The sequence below is a fragment of the Lacinutrix undariae genome (assembly GCF_052934785.1).
On the sequence record NZ_CM128809.1, the window covers coordinates 67,845 to 92,133 of the forward strand.

At 31.1% G+C, this 24,289-nt stretch carries 21 protein-coding genes; 7 read left to right on the forward strand and 14 right to left on the reverse strand.

The window, feature by feature from the left end:
- Positions 1–364 precede the first annotated feature (364 nt).
- The 4 genes from ACU4C5_RS00335 to ACU4C5_RS00350 are packed head-to-tail and all read right to left on the reverse strand — an operon-like array spanning position 365 to position 5,537.
- Positions 365–1,318 carry an AAA family ATPase gene (locus ACU4C5_RS00335; protein WP_446845056.1) on the reverse strand — a complete coding sequence of 318 codons (954 nt, stop codon included), beginning with the start codon at positions 1,316–1,318 and terminating at the stop codon, positions 365–367.
- A gap of 1 nt (position 1,319) precedes the next feature.
- Complete coding sequence (locus ACU4C5_RS00340; RefSeq protein WP_446845057.1) at positions 1,320–2,750, reverse strand: peptidylprolyl isomerase; 1,431 nt, start codon at positions 2,748–2,750, stop codon at positions 1,320–1,322.
- On the reverse strand, positions 2,734–3,588 hold the full coding sequence (locus tag ACU4C5_RS00345) for a peptidyl-prolyl cis-trans isomerase (protein ID WP_446845058.1): 855 nt from the start codon (positions 3,586–3,588) through the stop codon (positions 2,734–2,736). The genes ACU4C5_RS00340 and ACU4C5_RS00345 overlap by 17 nt, the downstream gene beginning before the upstream one ends.
- A 2-nt stretch (positions 3,589–3,590) precedes the next feature.
- Positions 3,591–5,537 (reverse strand): peptidylprolyl isomerase, encoded by a 1,947-nt coding sequence (locus ACU4C5_RS00350; protein WP_446845059.1) that lies wholly within the window; start codon positions 5,535–5,537, stop codon positions 3,591–3,593.
- Positions 5,538–6,015: 478 nt separating this feature from the next.
- Between ACU4C5_RS00350 and ACU4C5_RS00355 the strand changes: the two genes are divergently transcribed.
- From ACU4C5_RS00355 to ACU4C5_RS00375, 5 genes are read left to right on the forward strand one after another with little or no spacing between them, the layout of a single operon-like run.
- Complete coding sequence (locus ACU4C5_RS00355) at positions 6,016–6,252, forward strand: hypothetical protein (RefSeq protein WP_446845060.1); 237 nt, start codon at positions 6,016–6,018, stop codon at positions 6,250–6,252.
- Positions 6,249–6,665 (forward strand): hypothetical protein, encoded by a 417-nt coding sequence (locus tag ACU4C5_RS00360; protein ID WP_446845061.1) that lies wholly within the window; start codon positions 6,249–6,251, stop codon positions 6,663–6,665. The genes ACU4C5_RS00355 and ACU4C5_RS00360 overlap by 4 nt, the downstream gene beginning before the upstream one ends.
- A gap of 12 nt (positions 6,666–6,677) precedes the next feature.
- A complete protein-coding gene (locus ACU4C5_RS00365) occupies positions 6,678–8,543 on the forward strand; it encodes a M1 family metallopeptidase (RefSeq protein WP_446845062.1) in 1,866 nt (621 codons plus the stop codon).
- A 33-nt stretch (positions 8,544–8,576) separates the two neighbouring features.
- Positions 8,577–9,770, forward strand: a complete 1,194-nt coding sequence (locus tag ACU4C5_RS00370; protein ID WP_446845063.1) for a hypothetical protein — start codon at positions 8,577–8,579, stop codon at positions 9,768–9,770.
- A 4-nt stretch (positions 9,771–9,774) separates the two neighbouring features.
- Positions 9,775–11,220 (forward strand): hypothetical protein, encoded by a 1,446-nt coding sequence (locus ACU4C5_RS00375; RefSeq protein WP_446845064.1) that lies wholly within the window; start codon positions 9,775–9,777, stop codon positions 11,218–11,220.
- A 76-nt stretch (positions 11,221–11,296) separates the two neighbouring features.
- On the opposite strand, the gene guaB is transcribed toward ACU4C5_RS00375, so the two are convergent.
- The 4 genes from guaB to ACU4C5_RS00395 form a co-directional block, all read right to left on the reverse strand.
- Positions 11,297–12,769 carry an IMP dehydrogenase gene (gene guaB, locus ACU4C5_RS00380; protein ID WP_446845065.1) on the reverse strand — a complete coding sequence of 491 codons (1,473 nt, stop codon included), beginning with the start codon at positions 12,767–12,769 and terminating at the stop codon, positions 11,297–11,299.
- Positions 12,770–12,865: 96 nt separating this feature from the next.
- Entirely contained in the window at positions 12,866–13,729 is an 864-nt protein-coding gene (locus ACU4C5_RS00385) for a hydroxymethylglutaryl-CoA lyase (RefSeq protein WP_446845066.1), read from the reverse strand.
- Between the two features lie 30 nt (positions 13,730–13,759).
- Positions 13,760–14,389, reverse strand: a complete 630-nt coding sequence (locus tag ACU4C5_RS00390) for a LysE family translocator (RefSeq protein ID WP_446845067.1) — start codon at positions 14,387–14,389, stop codon at positions 13,760–13,762.
- A gap of 3 nt (positions 14,390–14,392) precedes the next feature.
- Positions 14,393–15,424: a quinone-dependent dihydroorotate dehydrogenase gene (locus tag ACU4C5_RS00395; RefSeq protein ID WP_446845068.1), complete on the reverse strand. Its 1,032-nt coding sequence runs from the start codon at positions 15,422–15,424 to the stop codon at positions 14,393–14,395.
- 137 nt (positions 15,425–15,561) lie between these two features.
- Here ACU4C5_RS00395 and pepT point away from each other — a divergent pair, with 137 nt between their 5' ends.
- Positions 15,562–16,806: a peptidase T gene (gene pepT / locus ACU4C5_RS00400; protein WP_446845069.1), complete on the forward strand. Its 1,245-nt coding sequence runs from the start codon at positions 15,562–15,564 to the stop codon at positions 16,804–16,806.
- A 151-nt stretch (positions 16,807–16,957) separates the two neighbouring features.
- Here the strand turns inward: pepT and yajC are convergent, their stop codons facing one another.
- The 6 genes from yajC to ACU4C5_RS00430 form a co-directional block, all read right to left on the reverse strand.
- Positions 16,958–17,248 carry a preprotein translocase subunit YajC gene (gene yajC, locus ACU4C5_RS00405; protein ID WP_446845070.1) on the reverse strand — a complete coding sequence of 97 codons (291 nt, stop codon included), beginning with the start codon at positions 17,246–17,248 and terminating at the stop codon, positions 16,958–16,960.
- Between the two features lie 8 nt (positions 17,249–17,256).
- Positions 17,257–17,817 carry a DUF1573 domain-containing protein gene (locus tag ACU4C5_RS00410; protein WP_446845071.1) on the reverse strand — a complete coding sequence of 187 codons (561 nt, stop codon included), beginning with the start codon at positions 17,815–17,817 and terminating at the stop codon, positions 17,257–17,259.
- A 69-nt stretch (positions 17,818–17,886) separates the two neighbouring features.
- The gene (nusB, locus tag ACU4C5_RS00415; RefSeq protein WP_446845072.1) at positions 17,887–18,798 is read right to left on the reverse strand and encodes a transcription antitermination factor NusB; all 912 of its coding nucleotides are present in this window, start codon (positions 18,796–18,798) and stop codon (positions 17,887–17,889) included.
- A 149-nt stretch (positions 18,799–18,947) separates the two neighbouring features.
- A complete protein-coding gene (locus tag ACU4C5_RS00420; protein WP_446845073.1) occupies positions 18,948–19,583 on the reverse strand; it encodes a hypothetical protein in 636 nt (211 codons plus the stop codon).
- A gap of 23 nt (positions 19,584–19,606) precedes the next feature.
- Positions 19,607–20,788 (reverse strand): hypothetical protein, encoded by a 1,182-nt coding sequence (locus ACU4C5_RS00425; protein ID WP_446845074.1) that lies wholly within the window; start codon positions 20,786–20,788, stop codon positions 19,607–19,609.
- A 470-nt stretch (positions 20,789–21,258) separates the two neighbouring features.
- Positions 21,259–22,362, reverse strand: a complete 1,104-nt coding sequence (locus ACU4C5_RS00430) for a Glu/Leu/Phe/Val family dehydrogenase (protein WP_446845075.1) — start codon at positions 22,360–22,362, stop codon at positions 21,259–21,261.
- A gap of 134 nt (positions 22,363–22,496) precedes the next feature.
- Here ACU4C5_RS00430 and ACU4C5_RS00435 point away from each other — a divergent pair, with 134 nt between their 5' ends.
- Positions 22,497–24,257 carry an ABC transporter ATP-binding protein gene (locus ACU4C5_RS00435; RefSeq protein ID WP_446845076.1) on the forward strand — a complete coding sequence of 587 codons (1,761 nt, stop codon included), beginning with the start codon at positions 22,497–22,499 and terminating at the stop codon, positions 24,255–24,257.
- Positions 24,258–24,289 lie beyond the last annotated feature (32 nt).

Consider the following 24,289-nt stretch of genomic DNA (forward strand, 5'->3'; position numbering starts at 1 on the left):
TTTTTATGCTTAATCCATACTTTTAATAGTATTGACTACAAAACCTGTTACCGCACTCAGGAATAGGTTTGAGTTTTTAAAAAACATCAGGCGAATTTACAAAAATTAAGAGAGTTTAAAAAATATATAAAGATATGGTCGAATGATTGAATATTATTCAATCATACTCGATTTTGAACACCTTTTATTACGAATAAAATAATTTAGATGTGTAAAAAATAATGAATCCCAAAATTATGCGTGAAATATCACAAAACTCACTATGTAGAACAATTCTAAATTAATAGTTTTCACATAACTATTTCGTTTGAAATATAACGCAAGGGCATTTTATTATAATTCAAAAACTATAATTTGATGATTTTTAGAATAAACTTTTAATGATGTCAACTTCAGATACACCTTCAGCTTCAGCTTTGTAGTTTTTTATAATACGGTGTCTTAGCACTCCAAATGCTACCGCTTGTACATCTTCAATATCTGGAGAAAATTTTCCGTGAATTACGGCGTGTGTTTTAGCTGCTAAAATAAGGTTTTGAGAGGCTCTTGGTCCTGCTCCCCAATCAATAAATTCTTTAACAAGTGGTGAAGCAGTTACTTCTTTAGGTCTTGTTTTTCCAACAATAGTTACAGCATATTCAATCACATTATCTGCAACAGGAACACGTCTTATAAGTTCTTGGAAATCTATAATTTCTTGAGCTGTAAACAAGGCATTTACTGTTGCTTTATGATTAGCGGTAGTTGCTTTTACAACCTGAACTTCTTCGGCAAATGTTGGATATTTTAAATTTATAGAAAACATAAAACGGTCTAATTGAGCTTCCGGTAACGGGTATGTTCCTTCTTGTTCAATAGGGTTTTGTGTTGCTAAAACAAAATATGGTAAGCTTAAATTATAACGTTGACCAGATACTGTCACCGAACGTTCTTGCATCGCTTCTAAAAGTGCTGCTTGTGTTTTTGGTGGTGTACGGTTAATTTCATCTGCAAGAATGATATTACCAAAAATTGGTCCTTTTATAAATTTAAACTGTCTGTTTTCATCTAATATTTCACTACCTAATATATCACTAGGCATTAAATCGGGTGTAAATTGTATGCGTTTAAAATTTAATCCTAAAGCTTGAGCAATGGTATTTACCATTAAGGTTTTTGCTAATCCAGGAACTCCTACTAATAAGGCGTGTCCTCCAGAAAAAACAGAAATCAGTATTTGATTTACTACATCTTCTTGACCAACAATTACTTTTGCTACTTCGCTTTTTAAAGCATCATATTTTTTAACAAACTGTTTTACAGCCGCGACATCTGACATACTATTCTTCTTTTTTTAACCAATCTCCTTGAAAATCACAATCTCTATGTTCTCCATTAATTTTAATATAAGTGGCTTTAATTTTTTCGTCTTGCCACTTATTAATAGCTTTAAATTGTTTGTCTTGTAAAGCTAATTCTTTAATTTTTAAATAATCTTTAGCAAAATCTGCTTGGTGATCATCAATACGATCTGTAACGGTCATGATTTTAAACTTTTTACGGTTTACATGATCTTGATCTTCTAATACTAAAGTTACTTCGTTGTCTTTTAATTCTTGAATTTGGCCATAAAGTTCTGGATCCATTTGAGTTAATTCGAAATTAAAATCTTGAGTTTTAGGGTTAATTAATTGCCCGCCGTCTTGTTTAGTTTCTTTCTCGTCGCTCATTTGTCTTGCAGCTTCTGCAAATTCAATTTCGCCATCTATAATACGTTGTCTTATTAAATCTATTTTTTCTTTAGCTGCAGCAACTGCTTCACTTGTAATTTCTGGACGTAATAAAATATGTCTTACATCGTAAATTTGTCCTCTAATTTTTTCTAATAAGATAATATGGTATCCAAAATCTGATTCAAAAGGTTCAGAAATTTCGCCTTCTTGTAAAGAGAAAGCAACGTCTCTAAATTCTTTTACCATACGTGGGCGTTTTTTATTTAATTCGTATTTACCACCATCTTTTCTTGAAGCGATATCATCTGAATAAAATACTGCTTTTGTAGTAAAACTGGCACCGTTTTCAATAACGTCTGCTTTAAATTCTTTTAATCTGTCAATTACTTTTTGCTTTTCAGCTTCGCTAATTTCAGGAATTACAACGATTTGAGCTACTTTTAATTCGGTTCCAAATCTTGGTAATGAATCTTTAGGAATAGTATTAAAGTAAGTTCTTACTTCTTCTGGTGTTACTTCTACTTCATCAACAATTTTACGTTGCATTTCAAATGCTAATTTCCCGTTTTTATTGATTTCAAACATGTCTTCTCTTAAACTCTGCTCGGTATCTTTGTTATAGAATTTTAATAACTCATCCATTGATCCATTAGTTTGTTCAAGGAACGCATTAATTTGTTGATCGATGTTTGAACGAATTTCTAATTCATTTACAACAATACTATCTTGTATAGCGTGGTGAGCTAAAAGTTTATCTTCTAACAATTTACCAAATAATTGACAGCTGGTAATGTTTTCTGTTGATACACCATTAGCTTGTAATTGCATGTATTGCTTATCAATATCAGAATCTAAAACTACAAAATCACCTACTACTGCTGCTACACCATCTACTTTTACGCGTTGGCTAGGATCTGCTTTTTTTGCTTCCTTTTTTACAGCTATTGGCTCTTCAATAATTTCTTGAGCGTTATTAACGTTATAACTTAATAAGGTTAATAGGGTAAGCGTAAGCTTTGTATTAGTTGAAAATTTCAAATTCTTTGTTTTTAATTGCATCTTTGGTAATATCTTTTTCGAGCGTTTTGATGAGCTCTAATTTTCTTTTATTTATTACAATTTGATCTATTGTTGGTTTAACATACTCTAATGGAGCGTAATCATTTTGCAACAATACATCATTAATTTGCATCAAATATAAGTTTAATGAATCTTTGAGTTGTAAGAAATTAGTTTTTTTTAACAGTTCTTTTTTATTCTCTGCATTTATAACTGGTATTTTCTCTGAAACTTGCGCTACTTTTATCCAAATAGAATCGTTAAGTGAGTAAGATTTAAATTGAATAGAGATTGAATCTAAATAGATTTTATCTTCAGAATTATAACGCTTAAAACGTTTTTCAATTTCTTCTTTATGTAATACATTTTGAGGAATATTAATATATCTAAACTTAATAAGTGCTTCATTAAGTTTAAAAGATTCTTTATTTTTCTCGTAAACTTGTTGGGTTTCTGTAGCGCTAACGGTGGTATTTATATTCTTCTTTACAAGTGCTTCTAAATAAGCTTTTGTATATAAATCTTTTTTGTATTGATCTACCAATTTATTAAAATCGGTTTGCATAGTTTCTGGTAAATTACGTTGTGCACCATCAACTAATAATAATTGTGTGGCCCAACGGTTTACAAACCCATTAACAAGTAATGTACTATCGGTTTTTGAAGTCCCTTCAATAACAAGTGATTTAATATCTTCTTGATATAAATAACTATCGTTTACCCGTGCTATAGGAATGCGATTATCTTTCTTTTCAAAAAAATCACAAGACGTTACTGAGAGTCCTAAAAAGGCTAAAATTATAAAATGTTTTGTCAAAATTATTTAAGAATTTGCTTTTTTACTTTTTCTAATACACTGTTATCAACTTTAACATTATACTTTGCGTTAAGAGCTTCTATCCAACTATTTTCAAGTACGTTTTGGTAATCACTTATTATTTTCCCTTTAGCTTCTTCAAAAGTTTTAGGACCGCTTGGTAATATTTCATTAATTATAACTGCGTGGTATGCATCGTGCTTTTTATAGATTGAAGATACTCCTTTTTCTAATTTTAAATCACTTGGTAATACTGTATCAGTTGCAGCCATAACAGCTTTAGTTACTATAATTTTTTGCTCATCTTTAGCATTTAATTTTTTGGAAACGTCAGTAATAGTTTGTCCTTTCTTCAATAGTTTTACAGCCTTAGAGATGTTACTCTTCTTAGCTCCAGAGATTAACACACCATCAATACGGTTTTCCCAAACATAATCTGTTTTGTGTGAATTATAAAAATCTTGCACCCCTAAAGTATCTTTTGCTCCGGCATTCCAGATTTGATTTTCCATAAGGTCAAAAAGTAATAATCCGTCTCTATATTCTTTCAGTATAAAACCAAACTCTTCATCTTCAAATTCTAAATTTTCTTCACGATGTTTAATCAGTTCTGCTTCTAAAAATGTATTGTATTCTGTCTCAACAACAGATTTTAAATCAGCATGTTTACCAAAATATGTTTTTTGACTTCCTAATAAATGTATTCCAAAATCCTTATAAGTTAATGCTGTTGTACCGATAGTTACAAAAGTTTCATCTGTTGGTAAATCTGTTGGCAATAACCATCCCTTTTTAAAGAAATTAGTATTTAAAATAGAAGTAAAATAAGCCATTGCTTTATCATTATCTTCTACATTATAAGATGCTTTTAATTTTTTAGCTAAAGCTGTATTTATTAAACTAGAACGAGAATCTCTTTTAACACGTTGTTCTAATTCTGGCTTTAAAGTTTCAAAATCTTGAAACGGTTTCTTTTTAACCATTTTTATAATATGCCATCCAAAATCTGTTGCAAATGGTTTTGAAATTTCATCTTTTTCATTCAAACTAAAAGCTACATCTTCAAATACTTTTGAGCTTAATTGTCCACCAGTAAAAGCAGCTAATAATCCACCTTTACTTGATGAACTTTTATCATCTGAAAATTGTGTTGCTATAGACTCAAAACTTTCTCCTTGATTGATTTTCTTGTATAATTGTTGAATACGTTCTTCAGGATCTAACAACGAATCTTTTTGTTTATTTGATACCATAATATGTTTTACAACAACCTCGCCTCGTGACGCTCTTTTATCATGAACTTGTACAACGTGATACCCAAAACGCGTTCTAAATGGCATTGAAACCTCTCCTACTGGCGTATTATAAGCTACGGTTTCAAAATCATATACCATTTTAAATGCTGAGAAATAACCTAAATCTTCTGCAAAAATAGTTTGTCCGTTGTGTACTTCTTTTTGTACCGTTTTATAACCTTCGTTTAACACGCGATTTCGTAAAGCTAAAATTTTATTATACGCCTGTATTGTATCTGTTTCGTTAGCATCTAATCGTACTAAAATATGGGACGCATCAATATCAAAAGCTAATCTGTTGTATGCTTCTTCTACTAATTGATCGGTAACTTTATTATCAGCAAGATAATTTTGCGTTAATTGCTTTTTATAACTTCTAAATTCACGTTGATATTGTAAATCTTCATCCAACTGTAAGCTTTTAGCTTCTTTTATTTTTAGCTTATAATTTACAAACAGTGTTAAATAAGCGTCAATATCTTTTTGCGATTCGTCTTTTACTAAGTCTAAATTTTTATTGTAAACCCTAATAAATTCATTTGCTTTTACAGGATCTCCGTCTACCGTAAACAAGACGTCATTTTTTGTAGTTTGTGCAACTCCTAAAGTTGCAAAGCTTAATAAAACAGCAAATAGCTTTAATTTCAAATTCATAATTTACATTTATAATCTGTTCAAGCAAAAATAAGACAAATAACACATTAAACAAGATGCTTTTTATAACGTATTTTATAAAATAATAGTGTCTTAACTCTTTTTTATTCCTAAATAAATTTGAACTTCTTTTTTAGGTGATAGGTTTATTAATTGCCGTTAACCTTAAGATTAATGATGGTTAGCAGAACCCTGTAATTGTATTAAACTCTTTTAAAAGACATATAATCTCTCTAAAAACCGAAATTAAATATTATAAATAGCTTCCTATTAATTATTTTATAGTTTTAATAAACACATGCATCATATACACTGAAAACAAAACTGTTACATAATACACAAAAAAACGATTACGTGGTATTCAAGGGTTTCCAAAGTTCGTCTTTACAGATTCCAGAAGTACAAATACCTATATATTTAAAAATTCTACTATCTTTAATTTCTATATTTCAACAAGATATCAATACATATGTAACCAATGCGTAAACTAAAATTAATTTGGGACTTTAGAGGCCCTAATGCTTTGCTAACTGCAAAACACCATGATATTCACCTTAAAGAATATATTGCAATTGAAAAATTAAACATTACAATTACGGGTGTTGAAACACTATCTGAAATGCATACTATCGCTTTTTTAGTAGTGAATGAAGCAGACATGAAACCACTTAGAGATGCACTAAAACCACATCGCGGACAAGTTTATACACCATGAAAAAAACACTACTCTTATTAATTATCACCCTAAGTTTTTTAAGTTTTAAAACAAATGACAATAAAAAACTATTAGGAAAATGGGTTGGAAACGATAAATCTGAAGTTGGCTATATTACTTTTAAAGATGATAAAAACGCCTATATTGAAGTTGGTGACCTCACTTTTGGAGGTGAAAATTTTGAAGTTGATGGCGAAAAATACAATATGTACTATACTACAAATTTTGAAACAACTCCTTTTGAACTTGATTTTATAGTCACTGAAATTAGAACCGAAAAACAACGCAAAATGTTATTTCTAGGAAAATTTAAAGACGATAACACTCTAATTTTTGCAGCAGGATTTAATGGAGAAAGACCAACATCTCTTGATGGAGACAACACAATCACACTTACAAGAATCACAGAATAACATCCTATACCTATGACTAAATATATTAAACACGCCTTACTTTTAACCGTAATTACTTTTTTTAATTGCGAAGAAAAAAAACAAGAGCTTCCCGAGCCTCAACCACTTAAATATGTTGAAGAATCACACTCTTATGCACAACCAAATACTGCAGCAGCAACACATTTAGATTTAGATATAGATGTTAATTTTGATACTAAAATTATTAGTGGATCGGCAACCTATACTATAGATAACCAAAATGCTACTGAAATTATCTTAGACACCAAATATCTAGACATAAAAAGTGTACAAGCCGATGGAGAAGACACTACATTTTCTTTAGGTGAATATGACGAAGCGTTAGGACAAGCTTTAAAAATAGCAATCACACCAACTACCAAAAACATTACCGTATTTTATAACACCACAGATAAAACGGAAGCTTTACAATGGTTAAACCCACAACAAACGGCAGATAAAACAGACCCATTTTTATTTACTCAAGGACAAGCCATCTTAACACGTAGCTGGATTCCTATTCAAGATAGTCCGCAAATACGTATTACTTACAATGCAACTGTAAGAGTTCCTGCAAAATTAATGGCGGTAATGAGTGCAGAAAATCCTAAAGAAAAAACCAATAATGGCGAATATCATTTCACTATGAAACAAGCTATTTCTCCTTATTTAATTGCACTTGCCGTTGGAAATTTAGAATACCAACCCATTAGCAAAAGAACAGGTGTTTATGCTGAAAAAACAATGATTGAAAAAGTACATACAGAATTTTCTGACATGGAAAACATGGTTACTGCTGCCGAAAACCTTTACGGAACTTACGCTTGGGAACAGTTTGATGTTATTGTTTTACCACCAAGTTTCCCTTTTGGAGGTATGGAAAACCCACGTTTAACTTTTGCAACCCCTACAGTAATTGCTGGTGATAAAAGTTTAACCTCTTTAATAGCTCACGAATTAGCACATTCTTGGTCTGGAAATCTTGTAACCAACGCCACTTGGGATGATTTTTGGTTGAATGAAGGATTTACAGTCTATTTTGAAATCAGAATTATGGAAGCGCTTTACGGAAAAGATAGAGCTAATATGATTGCCTTAATTGGTCGTCAAGACTTGACAGATGAACTTGAAGATTTAAAAGATACTCCAGAAGCGACACAACTAAAATTAAATTTGAAGGGTAAAAATCCTGATGACGGTATGAATAGTATCGCCTACGATAAAGGATATTTATTTTTAAGAACTCTAGAAGAGACTGTTGGTCGTGAAAAGTTTGATGTTTTTCTTAAAGAATACTTTAACTCACATGCATTTTCAACACTTACTACCGAAGATTTTGTAAGCTATTTAAACACTAATTTATTAGAAAAAAACAACGTAACGTTCAATGTAAACGAATGGATTTATAAACCAGGTATTCCAGATAATCAAGCAATTATTGTTTCAGATAAATTTAAAAATGTTGAAGCTGCTTTAGCGCAATTTATTAAAGGAAATTCGGTTTACAAACCTTTAACTAAAGATTGGACCACTCAAGAATGGGTGCATTTTGTTAGAAATTTCCCTGAAGATATTTCTATTCCGCAGTTAAAATTATTTGACGACACGTTTAACTTCACAAATTCTACCAACTCACACATTGCAATGGTTTGGTTTGAGCAATCTATAAAACATGGTTACCATGGAAAAAGTGTAGATTTAAAAATTGAAGAATTCTTAACTAAAGTTGGAAGACGTTGGTATGTAGAAACCTTATTTAAAGCTTTCAAAAATGCAGATCGTGTAGATGATGCTTTAGAGATTTACAAGAAAGCACGTCCTAATTATCATTCAGTAACCGCAAATACCATTGATAAACTATTAGGATATCAACAATAAAAAAACCAATCAAAAACTATTAAATACTTTATCATGAACAAAAAACTCCCATTAATATTTAGCTTATTTCTATTAACCTCAATAAGTTTTGCTCAACGTGCGCAAAGTGAAGTAGTTAATTACTATAATGTAAAAAGTCCAAATCAACCTTTGGAAGCTTCAGTAAAAACATATAAGGTAATTGTTGAAACACCATATACTTTAACTGTTGAAGAATTAAATGCCCAATATGAAGCCGATTTTAAAATTGTAGAAGACAATTATGCCAATGTTGTTGCCCAAAGTGAAACTGAATTTGATGAGCTATTAGCAAATCATGATGACGAAGTTGCAGCAGCAGAAGCACGTTACGATAAAGAAATGGCGCATTTTAAAGATTTAACTTTATTAGAGCGTTTATCACTTACCGAACAAGGAAAAAAACCAACACTAAAAACACCAAGAAAACCTGTTTATGTAAAACCTAGCGAACCTAGATATGCACAACCAAACCTTAACGATCATCTTATTTTTGATAATAATGTTTTGGCAGATGGTGTAGATTTATACGGTTATGAAAAAAGCGGACAAGACATATTATTTATCATCAATATCTCTAAAATGGTATTTCAGGATAATGCAGGACAAACATTTTACAACCAACCTACCACTTTAAAAGTAATGCAAGGTGCTACTGTAATTAATGAAGCTAATTTTGATACTGAATTTCAATTTTTAACATCATCTTCAAGTAACACTATTAACTTAGAACGTTACGAAAAAAATAATGTCAATAAAATAATGAAAAACGTTACTAAATATATCAATGAAGAATTTGGATATATACCAGTAGCATCAAAAATTAAGATTGAATTTCCGAAGAATAAAAAAAGAGATTATGATGCTTTAGAAAATGCGAAAATTAAAGCAATTTCGGCTTACCGAAAACTTAAAAATGACGCTTCTCTAGCTGCAAGAGAACGTGCGCAATCTGAACTTGAAGCTGTAAGAATGGTTTGGTTAAGCGAGTTAGAAAAAGTTGATTATACCGATAAGAAAGCGATTATGAATAAAGAAGTAGGTCGTATGATTTTATTTAACCTTATGCGTGTAGACATTAGTTTAAAAGACAAAGCTAAAGCTGAAGAGACATTAAGTAAAATGCAAGAAAAACGTATTGACCTAGATCTTAATTACGATGACAAAAACACATTCACGCGCTTAGAAGAACAAGTATATAACTTATAGAATTATGAAAAAAATTACCACATTAGTTCTCGCATATTTAACTGTAACAGTTAGTTTTGCTCAAGTTTTTAATACTGAAGTTAGCGAGCGTTTTCAAAAAGAAAGTGCCAAAGATATTTACAGCATTGTATTTCCTTCGGCATATGGTTTTATGACACTACATCATTTAGATAATGTAATGATGGATAATACCAAAGCCATGGTATTAACTAAGTACGACCAAAGCATGAAAGCGATTGAAACCAAAACATTCAATCTTCCTAAATTAGGCCTTCGTGCAGCAGATTTACAAGAAGTTATTGAAATTGGAGATCAATTAATTTTCTTATCTACAGTAATGGATAAAAAATCTCAAAAGCATCAAGTAAACGCACAGGTGTACAACCAAAAAGATAATACGGTTAGTGACCATAAAGTATTAGCATCTTTTGCTATTGAAAAATATTCTAAATCTGGATTTTTCAATATTGCTATTTCACCAGACAAAAACAAGATTGCCATTTTTGCAACTATGCCATTTGTAAAGAAAACCAATGAAAAAGCACAAATTTGGGTATATGACAACAATTTAAATCTTGTATCTGAACATTCTGAAACCTTATCTTTTGAAAGTGAAAGAGCATATAACGAAGATGTTTTTGTAGATAACTCAGGAACTGTTTACGTAGCTAAAACCACAGATATTTACAAAAAAACAAGAGCGACTCACCTACTAAAGTATAATGGTGTTACTATTGAAAACACACCGTTAACAACTAGTGAATTTCAACCAATGCACATGACACTTGTTGATGTAAACGGACAACCAATGCTTGCTGGTTTTTTCTGGAATGGTAAAAAGGGAATGATTAAAGTAAATTCTACCGAAGGAAATGATAATGATGGTGCTTTTTTATATAGCTTATCTGAAAACAAATTAATAGGTTTTCATAATTGGAGCGAAAGTTTAAACGCTAAAGACTTAAAAAGTTTAGAAGTTGCAGACATAAAAGTTATTGGAGATGATATCTTTATGATTGGAGAAAAACGTTTAACTAAAAGTGAATTCAGAAAAGTAGGAAACACGGTAACTAACGATTTAGATTATCATTATACTATTGGTGCAAGTGTGATTGTAAATATGGATACAAAAGGAACACTTAAAAGTTTCACCTCTTTATTAAACGGAAAAAACTTTACTAACGAAGCCAAAGAAAAAGGATCTTTCTCAGCATTATATATTGAGAACGGTTTACATGTATTTACAAACAATAATTACATTACTAATTATCCATTTTTCACAGATAGCAAACCAACGTTTAACAGACCTTCTGTAAGACCAAACGGATCTAGTATGCCAACATCACCATATTTAATTCCGCATACAGTAGTAACCGTGCCACAATATAATATGTCGTATTATATTATAAACTACGGAAACGACTATTGGTTTACTAAAATGACTTGGTAAAACATAAACTCATAAAACATAAAAACGTCCTAAGCTTTAAAAGTTTAGGACGTTTTTTTATATTATATAATGTATTCTATCTAGAATAATTAGGCGCTTCTTTAGTAATTGTTACATCATGTGGGTGACTTTCGTTAATTCCACTAGCTGTAATTTTTACAAACTGTCCGGTTTCTTTTAGTGTTTCAATATCTTTAGCACCGCAATATCCCATTCCTGCTCTTAAACCTCCAACAAATTGGTGAATACTTTCAACCAACTCACCTTTGTAAGGTACACGACCAACAATTCCTTCTGGAACTAATTTTTTAATATCATCTTCTACATCTTGAAAATAACGGTCTTTACTACCTTGTTTCATAGCTTCAACAGAACCCATTCCACGATACGACTTAAATTTTCGTCCTTCGTAAATAATAGTTTCTCCTGGCGATTCTTTAGTTCCTGCTAAAAGTGATCCTAACATTACGGTATCTGCACCAGCTGCAATAGCTTTTGGGATATCTCCTGTATAACGAATTCCTCCATCTGCAATTACCGGAACACCTGTTCCTTTAATTGCTGCAGCAACTTCTAAAACTGCTGAAAACTGAGGAAAACCAACTCCTGCAACTACACGAGTTGTACAAATTGAACCAGGTCCAATTCCTACTTTCACAGCATCGGCACCAGCTTCAACTAAATATTTAGCAGCAGCACCAGTTGCAATATTTCCTACAATAACTTCTAACGTTGGAAACTTAGCTTTAACGGCCTTTAAAACCGCTACCACACCTTTGGTATGTCCGTGAGCAGTATCAATAATTACAGCATCAACACCAGCGTTCACTAAAGCTTCAGCACGATCTACTGCATCTCCTGTAACACCTAAAGCGGCAGCTACACGTAAACGACCAAATTCATCTTTATTAGCGATTGGTTTTTGAGTTAATTTTGTAATATCTCTAAAGGTGATTAAACCTGCTAATTTATAATTGTCATCAACAATTAATAATTTTTCAATTTTATGTTCTTGTAAAATTGCTTCAGCATCATTTAAAGACGTTCCTACCGCAGCAGTCACAAGGTTTTCTGAAGTCATTACCTCTACTAGAGGTCTTTCTCCTATTTTTTCAAATCGCAAGTCACGATTTGTAACAATTCCTTTTAAAATACCATTAGCATCAACTACCGGAATACCTCCAATACTGTGTTCAGCCATATTTTGTTTAGCATCAAAAACAGTTGCTGTAAGAGGTAAAGTTACCGGATCTATAATCATACCGCTTTCAGCACGTTTTACTTTTCTTACTTTAGCAGCTTGTTGCTCAATGGTCATATTTTTGTGCAGTACGCCTATACCACCTTCTCTAGCCATGGCTATTGCCATTTTGCTTTCGGTAACGGTATCCATTGCTGCAGAAACAATAGGAACATTTATAGTAATGTTACGTGTAAATTTAGTTTGAATATTTACTTCTCTTGGAAGAACCTCTGAAAAAGCAGGAACAAGAAGTACGTCGTCATAGGTTAAACCTTCTCCGACAATTTTATTTTGATGTGCTGTCATGTTGCAATTAGAATTAATTGCAAACAAATGTACAATATAAATTGTTAATTTAATTTAATGTTGTCATTAATTATTCATTAAAAAATAGAAAACGCATTAATGATATGCCGAAAACAACTTTGTAGCCTCATTATAAGCACTCTCAAAAGACATCGCATTTAAATTAGATTGTTTTTTTGTTGTAAAGTATGATAATAACTTTTCGGTAGGCATATTTCCTGTAAGTTCATCTTTTGCCATTGGGCAACCTCCAAAACCTTGAATTGCACCATCAAAACGTACACAACCAGCTTTATAAGCAGCATCTACTTTTTCAAACCATGTGGTTGGCGTAGTATGTAAATGTGCACCAAACTCAATATCGTTATACTCTGGAATTAAATTAGAAAATAGATAATCAATATTTTCAGGGTTTGAGGTTCCTACGGTATCACTAAGCGATAAAATTTTAACCCCCATTTTACTCATACGTTCTGTCCATTCGCCCACAATATCAACATTCCATGGATCACCATAAGGATTACCAAAGCCCATTGAAATATACACCACAACTTCCTTATCATTTTTATCGGCAACTTCTAAAATCTCTTTTAAAGTCACCACAGATTGTGCTATAGTTTTATGCGTATTTCGCATTTGAAAATTTTCAGAAATAGAAAACGGATAGCCTAAATATTTTATTTCAGGATGTTTTGCTGCAGCTACAGCTCCACGAGTATTAGCAATAATGGCTAATAATTTACTTGTGGTTTGAGACAAATCTAACTGTGACAAAACCTCTGTAGTATCAACCAACTGCGGAATAGCTTTTGGAGATACAAAGCTTCCAAAATCTATAGTATCAAATCCTACACGAAGTAACGACTGAATATATTGCACCTTTTGTGCTGTAGGAATAAATGGTTTTATCCCTTGCATTGCATCTCTTGGGCATTCAATAATTTTTATAGGTTGAGACATTTTATTTAGATTTATAGCGTAAAAATAGCACTATTTTTCGGAAAGTAATATGAAAATCGCAATCCCTATAAAAACAATAACTTGTAACCACTTTAAAAGCACACCTACATTTTTATGTTGCTTTATATAAGTTGAAATTAATGCCGCTAAAACAGCTATTAAAGCAAACACTATAAATGAAACAAACATAAAAAGTCCGCCTAAAATAAAAAACTGAGACCTAATGTTTAATTCTGTACTAAACAGAAATCCAGGAAAAAATGCTAGAAAGAAAATAGAGACTTTAGGGTTAAGAACATTCATTATAAAACCCTGTTTATATAAAGCTCCAAGACTTTTTTGCTGAATATTATCTGCATTTAAATTTAAATGCGCATCACTTTTAAAGACTTTAAAAGCGAGATACAATAGATAGATTGCTCCTAATAATTTAATAGAAAAAAATAATGCATCATTATTTTTTATAATTGCCGAAACTCCAAAAGCCACCAAACTAGTATGTACCAAACAGCCAGAAATGAGTCCGCATACAGTTGCCAAACCATACTTTTTACCATTTACTACACTTTGCATAAGTACGTAAATGTTATCTGGCCCAGGAGAGAATGCTAAAACTAAAGTAGAAACTACAAATGATATAAGAATATTATAATCTAACACTAATTATGCGTTTAATAATGCTTTGTTTATTTTCTTCACTAAAGAAGGACCTTCGTAAATAAATCCGGTATAGATTTGAACTAAATCTGCACCTACATTTATTTTTTCAAGTGCATCTTCTGCAGAGTGAATCCCTCCTACTCCTATAATAGGGAAAGCTTTATTACTTTTATCTGATAAATATTGTATCACTTTTGTAGATTTCTCCTTAACCGGTTGTCCGCTTACACCACCATTTCCAATTTCGGTTAAACGCTCTTGAGAGGTTTTTAATTCTGAGCGATCTACAGAAGTATTACTTGCAATAACACCATCTAAATTTGTTTCCGCGATAAGCGTTATAATTTCATCTAGTTGCGTATTGTTTAAATCTGGAGCAATTTTAAGTAAAATAGGCTTCTGTTTTTCAAAAGTCTTATTTGCTTTTTGCACCGTACTTATCAATTCTAACAAATAATCTTTATCATTTAATTTGGCGTGACTTCCTACGTTAGGACAACTTACATTTAGCACAAAATAATCTACATAAGGATGTAATGCTGTAAAACATTCAAGATAATCTTTTGTATAATCTTCAGGTTTTGTTTGTGTATTTTTACCAATGTTTCCACCAATAATCACTTTCCCTTTATTCTTTTTTAATTGCGTAATAGCAGTTTCTAGACCTTCGTTATTAAACCCCATTCGGTTAATAATTCCTTGATCTTCTTTTAATCTGAATAAACGTTTTGTAGGATTTCCGGCTTGACCTTTTGGAGTTACCGTACCAATTTCAATAAAACCGAAGCCAAAATTAGCCAACTCATTATATAAAACAGCATTTTTATCAAAACCGGCAGCCAATCCAACAGGATTTTTAAAAGTTAAGCCAAAAAGTTTACGTTCTAGTTTAGGATCTTCAATAGTATATAAACTTCTGTATAACAATGCCATTCCTGGAATTTTAGAAGTGTTTTTTACTAATGAAAATGTAAAATGGTGGATTTTTTCGGGATCGAAAAGGAAAAATAACGGTCTAAGCAGTAATTTGTACATCAATGTATGTTTGTACAAAAGTAATTCTAATTAAAAAAGTAAGCAATTCAAAAGATAAAAAACTTAATATTTGTAAATTTGAAGACTGTAAAGCGTGATTTAATGTGCGCTCTAAAATTTTTAAATATTTATATCAAATGATTACAAAAGACGCTATCATAAAACGTTTTGTAAGCTACGTTACTGTAGATACAGAATCAGATCCAAACTCAGATGCTACACCAAGTACAGCTAAACAATGGGATTTAGCAAATGCACTTGTTGAAGAGCTTAAAACTATTGGTATGACAGATGTTACTATTGACGAGCATGCATATATTATGGCAACGCTACCTAGTAATGTTGACCATGATGTACCTACAATTGGATTTATTTCGCATTTTGACACCTCTCCAGATTTTACAGGAGCAAATGTAAATCCTCAAATTATTGACAGTTACGACGGAAAAGATATTGTATTAAGTGAAGCTGAAAACATTGTATTATCTCCAGATTATTTTGAAGATTTATTACTATATGTAGGACAAACTTTAATTACAACTGATGGAACAACTCTTCTTGGAGCAGATGATAAAGCAGGAATTACAGAAATTATTTCGGCAATGGAATACTTAGTAAAACATCCTGAAGTAAAACACGGAACGATAAGAATTGGATTTACACCTGACGAAGAAATTGGTCGTGGTGCTCATAAATTTGATGTTGAAAAATTTGGTGCAGATTGGGCTTACACAATGGATGGAAGTCAGGTCGGAGAATTAGAATTTGAAAACTTTAATGCTGCCGGAGCTACAGTAAAAGTAAAAGGTAAAATTGTACATCCTGGATATGCAAAAGGTAAAATGATAAACTCAATGTACATTGCTACCGAGTTTATTAATGCATTACCTAGATTAGAAACACCTGAACATACAGATGGTTACCAAGGCTTTTTTCACCTACATCATATAGAAGGTAAAGTTGAAGATACAACTTTGCATTATATTATTAGAGATCATGATAAAGACCATTATGAAGCACGTAAAGAAGCGATTAAAAAATTAGCTTTTGATATTAATACGGAATATGAAAGAGAAGTAATTTCTATTGAAATTAAAGATCAATATTTTAATATGAAAGAGAAAGTTACTCCTGTAATGCATATTGTTGATACTGCCGAAGAAGCGATGAAACAATTAAACATTACACCACTTATAAAACCAATTCGTGGTGGTACAGATGGTTCTCAGTTAAGCTACATGGGTTTACCTTGTCCAAATATTTTTGCTGGAGGACATAACTTTCACGGACGTTATGAATATGTTCCTGTTGAAAGTATGATAAAAGCAACTGAAGTGATTTGTAAAATTGCAGAATTAACTGCTGAAAAAGCAAAGGCTTAATTAACATAGAAGTACTTATTACATAAAAAGCCTCACACTAATATGTGAGGCTTTTTTTTTAGCCCTTTTTTAAATTTACCACCCTAATTATTTTACAAAAAAAAGCCACTTCAATTAAGAAGTGGCTTTTATGCTTATAGCCAATGTATTATTATTTCACTACTTCGGGAGTGTTGAGTTTTTTGCTCATTTCCATAGAAATAGCAGAGCGCTCAAACTTAATTTTTCCAGCTAAGGTTTCAATGATGCAACTATTGTCTTTATCATTAAATTCTAAAACTTTACCGTGTAAACCACTTTTAGTGATAATTTTATCACCTTTTTTAAGTTCGGCAGCAAACTTTTTTTCTTGTTTAGCACGTTTCATTTGTGGTGCAATCATAAAGAAATACACTACAGCAAACATTGCTATAAATGGTAAAAAACTTTGAATCTGGTCCATAATATAAATTAGTCGTGGTTATGTCCTTCATGACCTGCTTGCGTGCTACTTTTTGTAGCTGCTGCTGGTTGTTGGATAATTGTTTTTGCGCTACTTGCTGCAGATGATTTTACTGCTGCGTTAGGATCTGCTTGTATAAACGCTTTAATTTTTACAGCTTCAGAACCTTTTTCAGTATTTGTAGTTAATGTAATAGTTTTAGTAATTTGGTTTGCACCTTTACCGTTAAACTTTACAGTAAATTCTGCAGTTTCACCAGGAGCTAGAGGTTCTCTACTCCAGTCTTTAGGTACTGTACAACCACAAGTACTTTTAATATTACTTACAACTAAAGGAGCTTTACCTGTATTTGTATATTTAAATTTTGTTTCAACAGGCGTTCCGTTTTGGATAGTTCCAAAATCATGTTCTGCTGCTTCAAAAGAAATCACTGGAAGGTCTCCTGCTACTGCATCTCTTTCAGCTGCTTGTGCTACATTTTCAGATTTAACTTTACTTGCTGCATCTTCTTTACAAGATGTAAAAGCTACCATACATAGGGCGCTTAAACTTAATATCACTTTTTTCATTTTGATAAAATTTTAATAATTATTAATTAATTTTTCCTTTCAGCCGATAAATGTACTAATAATTTATCACTACATCAACCCTCTACCAATTTTATTTAGGCTTCCGTTTGTTGTATATTCTTTAACTATTTTATCTAAAATCCCATTAATAAAGATGCTACTTTTTGGTGTAGAGTATTCTTTTGAAATTTCAAGATATTCGTTCATTGTTACTTTTACAGGAATAGAACTAAATTTTTGAAACTCACAAATTGCCATTTTCAATAACACACCATCAATGCTTGCAATACGCTCAGCATCCCAGTTTGTAGTTTTTTCAGCAATTTCTTCACCATATTTAGAAAGGTTTAAGATTGTTTTTCTAAATAAATCTACAGCAAATTCTTTATCGTCTAAATCTTTAAATAATTCTGGCGTAAAGTGTGTTTCTGGCGAGCTACTTTTTACTTTTTTAAGTAATTTTAAAACGCTTGTATTTACTACAGGTAAATCATCTATCCAAGTTAATTTTTTGTCTTCAAAGTACTCAAATAATTTTTCGTTTGGAGCAATTACATCTGTAAATAAATCTACTACAAGGCGTTTATCTTCATCAAAACTTGATGTTTCTTTAGCCATGTAATCTTGGTACAATTTACTGTCTTTAATTTCTTTGAATAAGATTTCAACATATTCAAAATCTAAATACCAGTAATTAAGTTTGCGACCTTCAATTTCTGTTTCTAATAAAGTATTGTTTCTTAAAGCTTTTAATACTTGATTGTTTACAAATTTTAGGTTAGGATTTTTTTCTTCCTGAGTCGCTAAAAGTTTTTGTTGTGTTTTTTGTTGGTGATCTTCTGCTCTTTTTTGAATTTCTATCAATAATGATAACATTACTAAGTACAGGTCGTACATGTTTTCAAGACTATCTAAGAGAAATCTTTCGTCTTTTTTTAAGTTATCACTTTCAGTTCCGTTAAAAGCGTATACGGTTTGCATGACTTTAATTCGAATGTGTCTTCTGTTAAGCATTTGTAAGAGCGTTATTTTTTAAAAATTATAAAGGCGAAAAGTTAGTTTAACTTTTCGCCTTGCAAAAATAATATTATTTATTCATTACAGAAACAAATTCTGCATAACATAACTATTTAATTAATATACCATCCTATTTTTAAGTTTAAAGAATTAAAACCGTCTCCATTTATATCATTTGAAAAAATTGTACTTGGTACAAGTATTATATTTTTAAATTGAAACCTTAATGCAAATCCTAATTCGTACCCAAAAGAAATGCCTTTATTTCCTTCATCATAAATAAATACATCAAAACTCTCAGGATTATAGCTTGTATTATATCCTCCCAAATAATAATTTTGATAGTAGTACCCTGTTTTAATTCCTGTTTGTATATAAAAATCAAAATACTTAGTGTTTATGGGAATAAATTGAGCAAATGGTGCTATTTTATATTCTGTAATTTTACCATAATATTTATAAGATTCTCCTGTAAAAGGATTTACAAAATCCCAATCTAATCTTTCATTATTCCAATAACTTAAATTCACACCAATACCTAGCCACTTTTTTATATCTTTGGAAGCTTCTATTCCTACTCCAATTCCTGTATGATCATTTGTGCCATAACTTCTGTAATTAGCTTCTACAGATAAATAAGTGTTATTAAAAAAGGGTTGTACATCATCCTCTTGTGCAAATAAATTTGTACTTATTAATAATAAAATAACACTAATAATGTATTGTGTTTTTTGATAATAATCCCTCATATATAAATTTGATATCTATCAATTTAATAATTGATATTGTTCCCCACTGGTACCCAGCGATGCGGCATTGTATAGGAGAAATTTGTTCCTCTATCATAAATAGCCCAATCTCTATCTGAAAAAGAATACTTACCTTCCCAAAATCCACCTCCCTGATCTAAAAGGTTAGTAATAAAAAATTCTGTTTTTTCTCTTTTCCATTTTCGAATAATTTGATCTTTAGATTTATTATCAATTGTAGCATCTACTGAAAACAGTTCGTCATCTTGCCAAGTAATTGTGTCATCAAAAACAATATCACCTTCATTATCTTCCTCATAAACACCAAATAAAGCCTCATGAACATCTCCACTACACTGCCAATTTTTATGCCAAAGAGATCCAACCCATTTCTTTTTACCTTTACGTATATCTTTTCTAGAAAACTTAACATTTATTATATTATCCCATTGATTTTCAGAAATATCACCAATACTATCAATAGTAATTTGTCCTCTACTATCTAGCATTCCTATTCTTATCTCGCTTCCTCCACCATTTCCTGTAAAAGATATAAACTTATCATACTGTTTTTTATTATTAATTTTAGCGTGCCCTATAAATACTTGTCTAATATATCCATTTGTAGTCTTAGGCTCCAACCAGTCACAATTACCATTATAGATATTTACTGTACTCCCTCCACTTGTAGGTGCTCCACTTGTGCCACTTGTACTTGTCATTAAACATGGTTGATATGTTTGTAATAAATCATTATTAGAATCTGAAATTGCCGAAGCGAAAGATGTTGATGCTCCTTGAATCTCATTTGGACCACCACATGCTTGAAAATTATTCGGTTCAATCATTATTGAAAAATTACTCTCCGAATAATCATCATCCACAGTTTTCACTTCCCAATTATCATTTGTTTTTTTATATCCTAATCCTGAATCTGCATCAATCACCCCTGGAATTAATGTTGGTTCATCAGATAAATCAAACTCATTATCATTCAAATCCTCAATATATGGTGCATAAAAAGCAATTGCTGCCTCATCATAAAAAGTTAAATCAAAATCTTCAAGATTACTGGCTACTCTATAAGAATTAAAATTATTTCTCTTTCTTAATGAAATAACTGACAAATTAGGATATTCTAAATAATTTTTTCTTAATTCTTCTTCAAATGCTTTCTTAAAACTACCTTTCAACCTACTATCCATATTTATCCTCTGATAAATTACTGCTGTTTCTGGTTCTAATAACTCAAATAGACCTACATATGATTCATAATAAAAGTCACTTTTGAATATAAATAAAAGTTCTTCATATGCTTGAGGGTGGTTACTGACAATATTTTTCATCATTTCAGTCATCTCTAAAACTGAATTCCTTACCAATTCCCTACTATTCTCTTCAAGAAAACCTGACATTTCATAACTTACATCTTCTACTGTAACATGTTCATTAATTTTAACTGTTTCTGTTGTACAAGAATAAAAGACAAAAACCATTAACACAAAAATCATTGTTTTTTTTATAATCATAATTATATTTTTTAGCAAAATATTTTGCTTGTTAAACAAGCAAGTAAACCATTTACATGACTCATTATTAATGAATTGTAAACATAAAAAAAAACACATAAATCAAATATTTATGTGTTTTTTTTTATTCAAAAAGCTATATAAGTTTATTTAGCGTTTTCTTGTTTTCTTGTTGCAATACGTTCTTTAGCAATTTGTAAAGCAGCTTCGTTTGTTGTAATTGTGCTTGCTTTTGCTTTCTCTAAAATTTCTAGAGTGGTATTGTATATGTTTTCTGTTTTACGAATAATTTCTGGTCTTCCGTAGTTTTCTAATTCGGCATATACATTAATAATACCTCCAGCGTTAATTAAGAAATCTGGTGCATAAACAATACCACGATCTTGTAATAATTTACCGTGAATGTTTTCGTCTGCTAATTGGTTATTTGCAGCCCCAGCAATTACTTGTGCTTTAATTTTATTGATAGTATCGTCATTTATAGTTGCTCCTAAAGCACATGGTGCATAAATATCCATAGTTTCGCTATAAATATCGTTACCTCTATATATGTTTACACCGTATTTGCTTTTTACTTCTTCTAAACGTTCTTCACTAATATCTGTAATAGTTACGTTAGCGCCTTCGTTTACTAAGTGTTCAACTAATGCTTCACCTACGTTACCAATTCCTTGTACGTAAACGTTTTTATCTTCTAAAACATCAGATCCAAATTTGAATTTAGCTGCGGCTTTCATTCCCATAAATACACCATAAGCTGTAATTGGAGATGGGTTACCCGCTCCTCCTTTACTTTCTGAAATTCCAGTTACGTAAGGTGTAACTTCTCTTACCAAATCCATATCTGATGTTGCCATACCAACATCTTCTGCTGTAATGTAGCGTCCACTTAAAGAATGTACAAATTCTCCAAATTTTTTCATCAATTCTGGAGTTTTTTGAGTTTTTGCATCACCAATAATAACGGCTTTACCACCACCAAGATTTAATCCTGTAATAGCTGATTTAAAGGTCATTCCTCTTGATAGACGTAGTACATCATTTAAGGCTTCCCATTCATTATTATAATTCCACATTCTTGTACCACCCAAAGCTGGTCCTAAAACTGTGTTATGAATACCAATTATTGCTTTTAAACCAGTATCTTTGTCATTGCAAAACACAATTTGCTCGTGATTATCAAAAGATAATTGACCAAAAACTGGATCGATCTTTGCGAGATCTTTAGAACTAATAACGTCTGAAACCATGTATATTTTATTTGTTGTTTTTTATGTTAGATTTTCTAAACATTTTGCAAAAATAAACCAATATTAAAGTATTAACAAAATATATCAGATAAAATAAATTATTCTCAAAAATTTAATCTGTTTGCCCCTTTTAAATGAAAGAATTACAACACCTTAATAAATATTTTTTTAAATACCGATACAAGCTACTTTCGGGAATTGCAATTACTATTATTGCGCGAATATTTTTACTTTTCACCCCTGAACTTGTTGGGTCTTCGGTAGATATTATAGATGATTACAGAAAAGGTATCATTACAGATATAGACATTGTAAAACACCAACTACTTATTAATATCTTATATATTGTTGGTGCTGCAATAATTGGAGGAATTTTCACTTTCTTAATGCGCCAAACGATTATTAATGTATCGCGTCATATTGAATTCGATTTAAAAAATGAAGTGTACCAACAATATCAACGTTTGTGCTTAAGTTTTTACAAATCTAACCGCACAGGAGATTTAATGAATCGTATTAGTGAGGATGTTGGAAAAGCTAGAGAATATACTGGTCCTGCAATTATGTATAGTATAAATACGCTTACATTGTTTGTTATTGCCTTGTTTTTAATGTTTAAATCGGCACCTTTGCTTACGCTTTACACCGTAATTCCTTTACCTATATTATCGTATTTTATATATGTTTTAAGTAAAGCTATACATAAACGCAGTACGGTTGTACAAGAAAGTTTATCTAACTTATCAACTTATACTCAAGAAGCTTTTAGTGGAATTAGTGTTATTAAATCTTATGGAATTGAAGGACAAACCGACCAAGAGTTTAATGAGCTTTCTACTAAAAACAAAGACAGAAATATAGATTTAACTAAGGTACAAGCTTTGTTTTTCCCGCTTATGATTTTCCTTATCGGATTAAGTAATATTATTGTTATTTACATTGGAGGAAAACAATATATAGACGGAGAAATTGAAAGCCTTGGTGTAATTGCGAAATTTATTATTTATGTAAATATGCTTACATGGCCAGTAGCAACTGTAGGTTGGGTAACCTCTGTTGTACAACGTGCCGAAGCTTCGCAAAAACGTATTAATGAGTTTTTAAAACAAGAACCTAGTATAAAAAACAAAACCACAACTCATACACCTATTACTGGTGATATTACATTTAAAAATGTATCATTTACTTATCCTGACACTAATATTACAGCGCTTAAAAATGTAAGTTTCTCTTTAAACAAAGGAGAAACATTAGCGATACTTGGTAAAACAGGTTCGGGAAAATCTACTATTTTAGATCTTATTGGACGTTTGTATGATATTGGTAGTGGTGAAATTATAATTGACAACACAGAAATAGACCAATTAAACCTCAACGATCTTAGAAATAATATTGGATACGTGCCACAAGATGCCTTTTTGTTTTCTGATAGCATAAAAAATAATATTATGTTTGGAAAAGAAGACGCTACAGAAGCGGAAGTTATTGCAGCAGCTAAAAACGCAGATGTTCATAAAAATATTAAAGGATTTACTAATGGTTATGATACTGTTTTAGGAGAAAGAGGTATTACACTTTCTGGGGGACAAAAACAACGTATCTCAATTGCAAGAGCTATTATTAAATCTCCAAAAATATTACTGTTTGACGATTGCTTATCTGCAGTTGATACGGAGACTGAAGAAAAAATACTAACAAACCTCAACAAAATTACTGCAGGAAAAACAACTATCATTGTGAGTCACAGAGTATCATCGGCTAAAAATGCCGATAAAATTATTGTGCTTGATAATGGGGAGATTGTACAAAACGGCACACACGAAAATCTCTTAAATACAGAAGGTTACTATAAAGAATTATATTTAAAACAGCTAACTGAAAGTAACGACAACTAATTATCTTATAATTTTGTTGGTTACTATCCTTT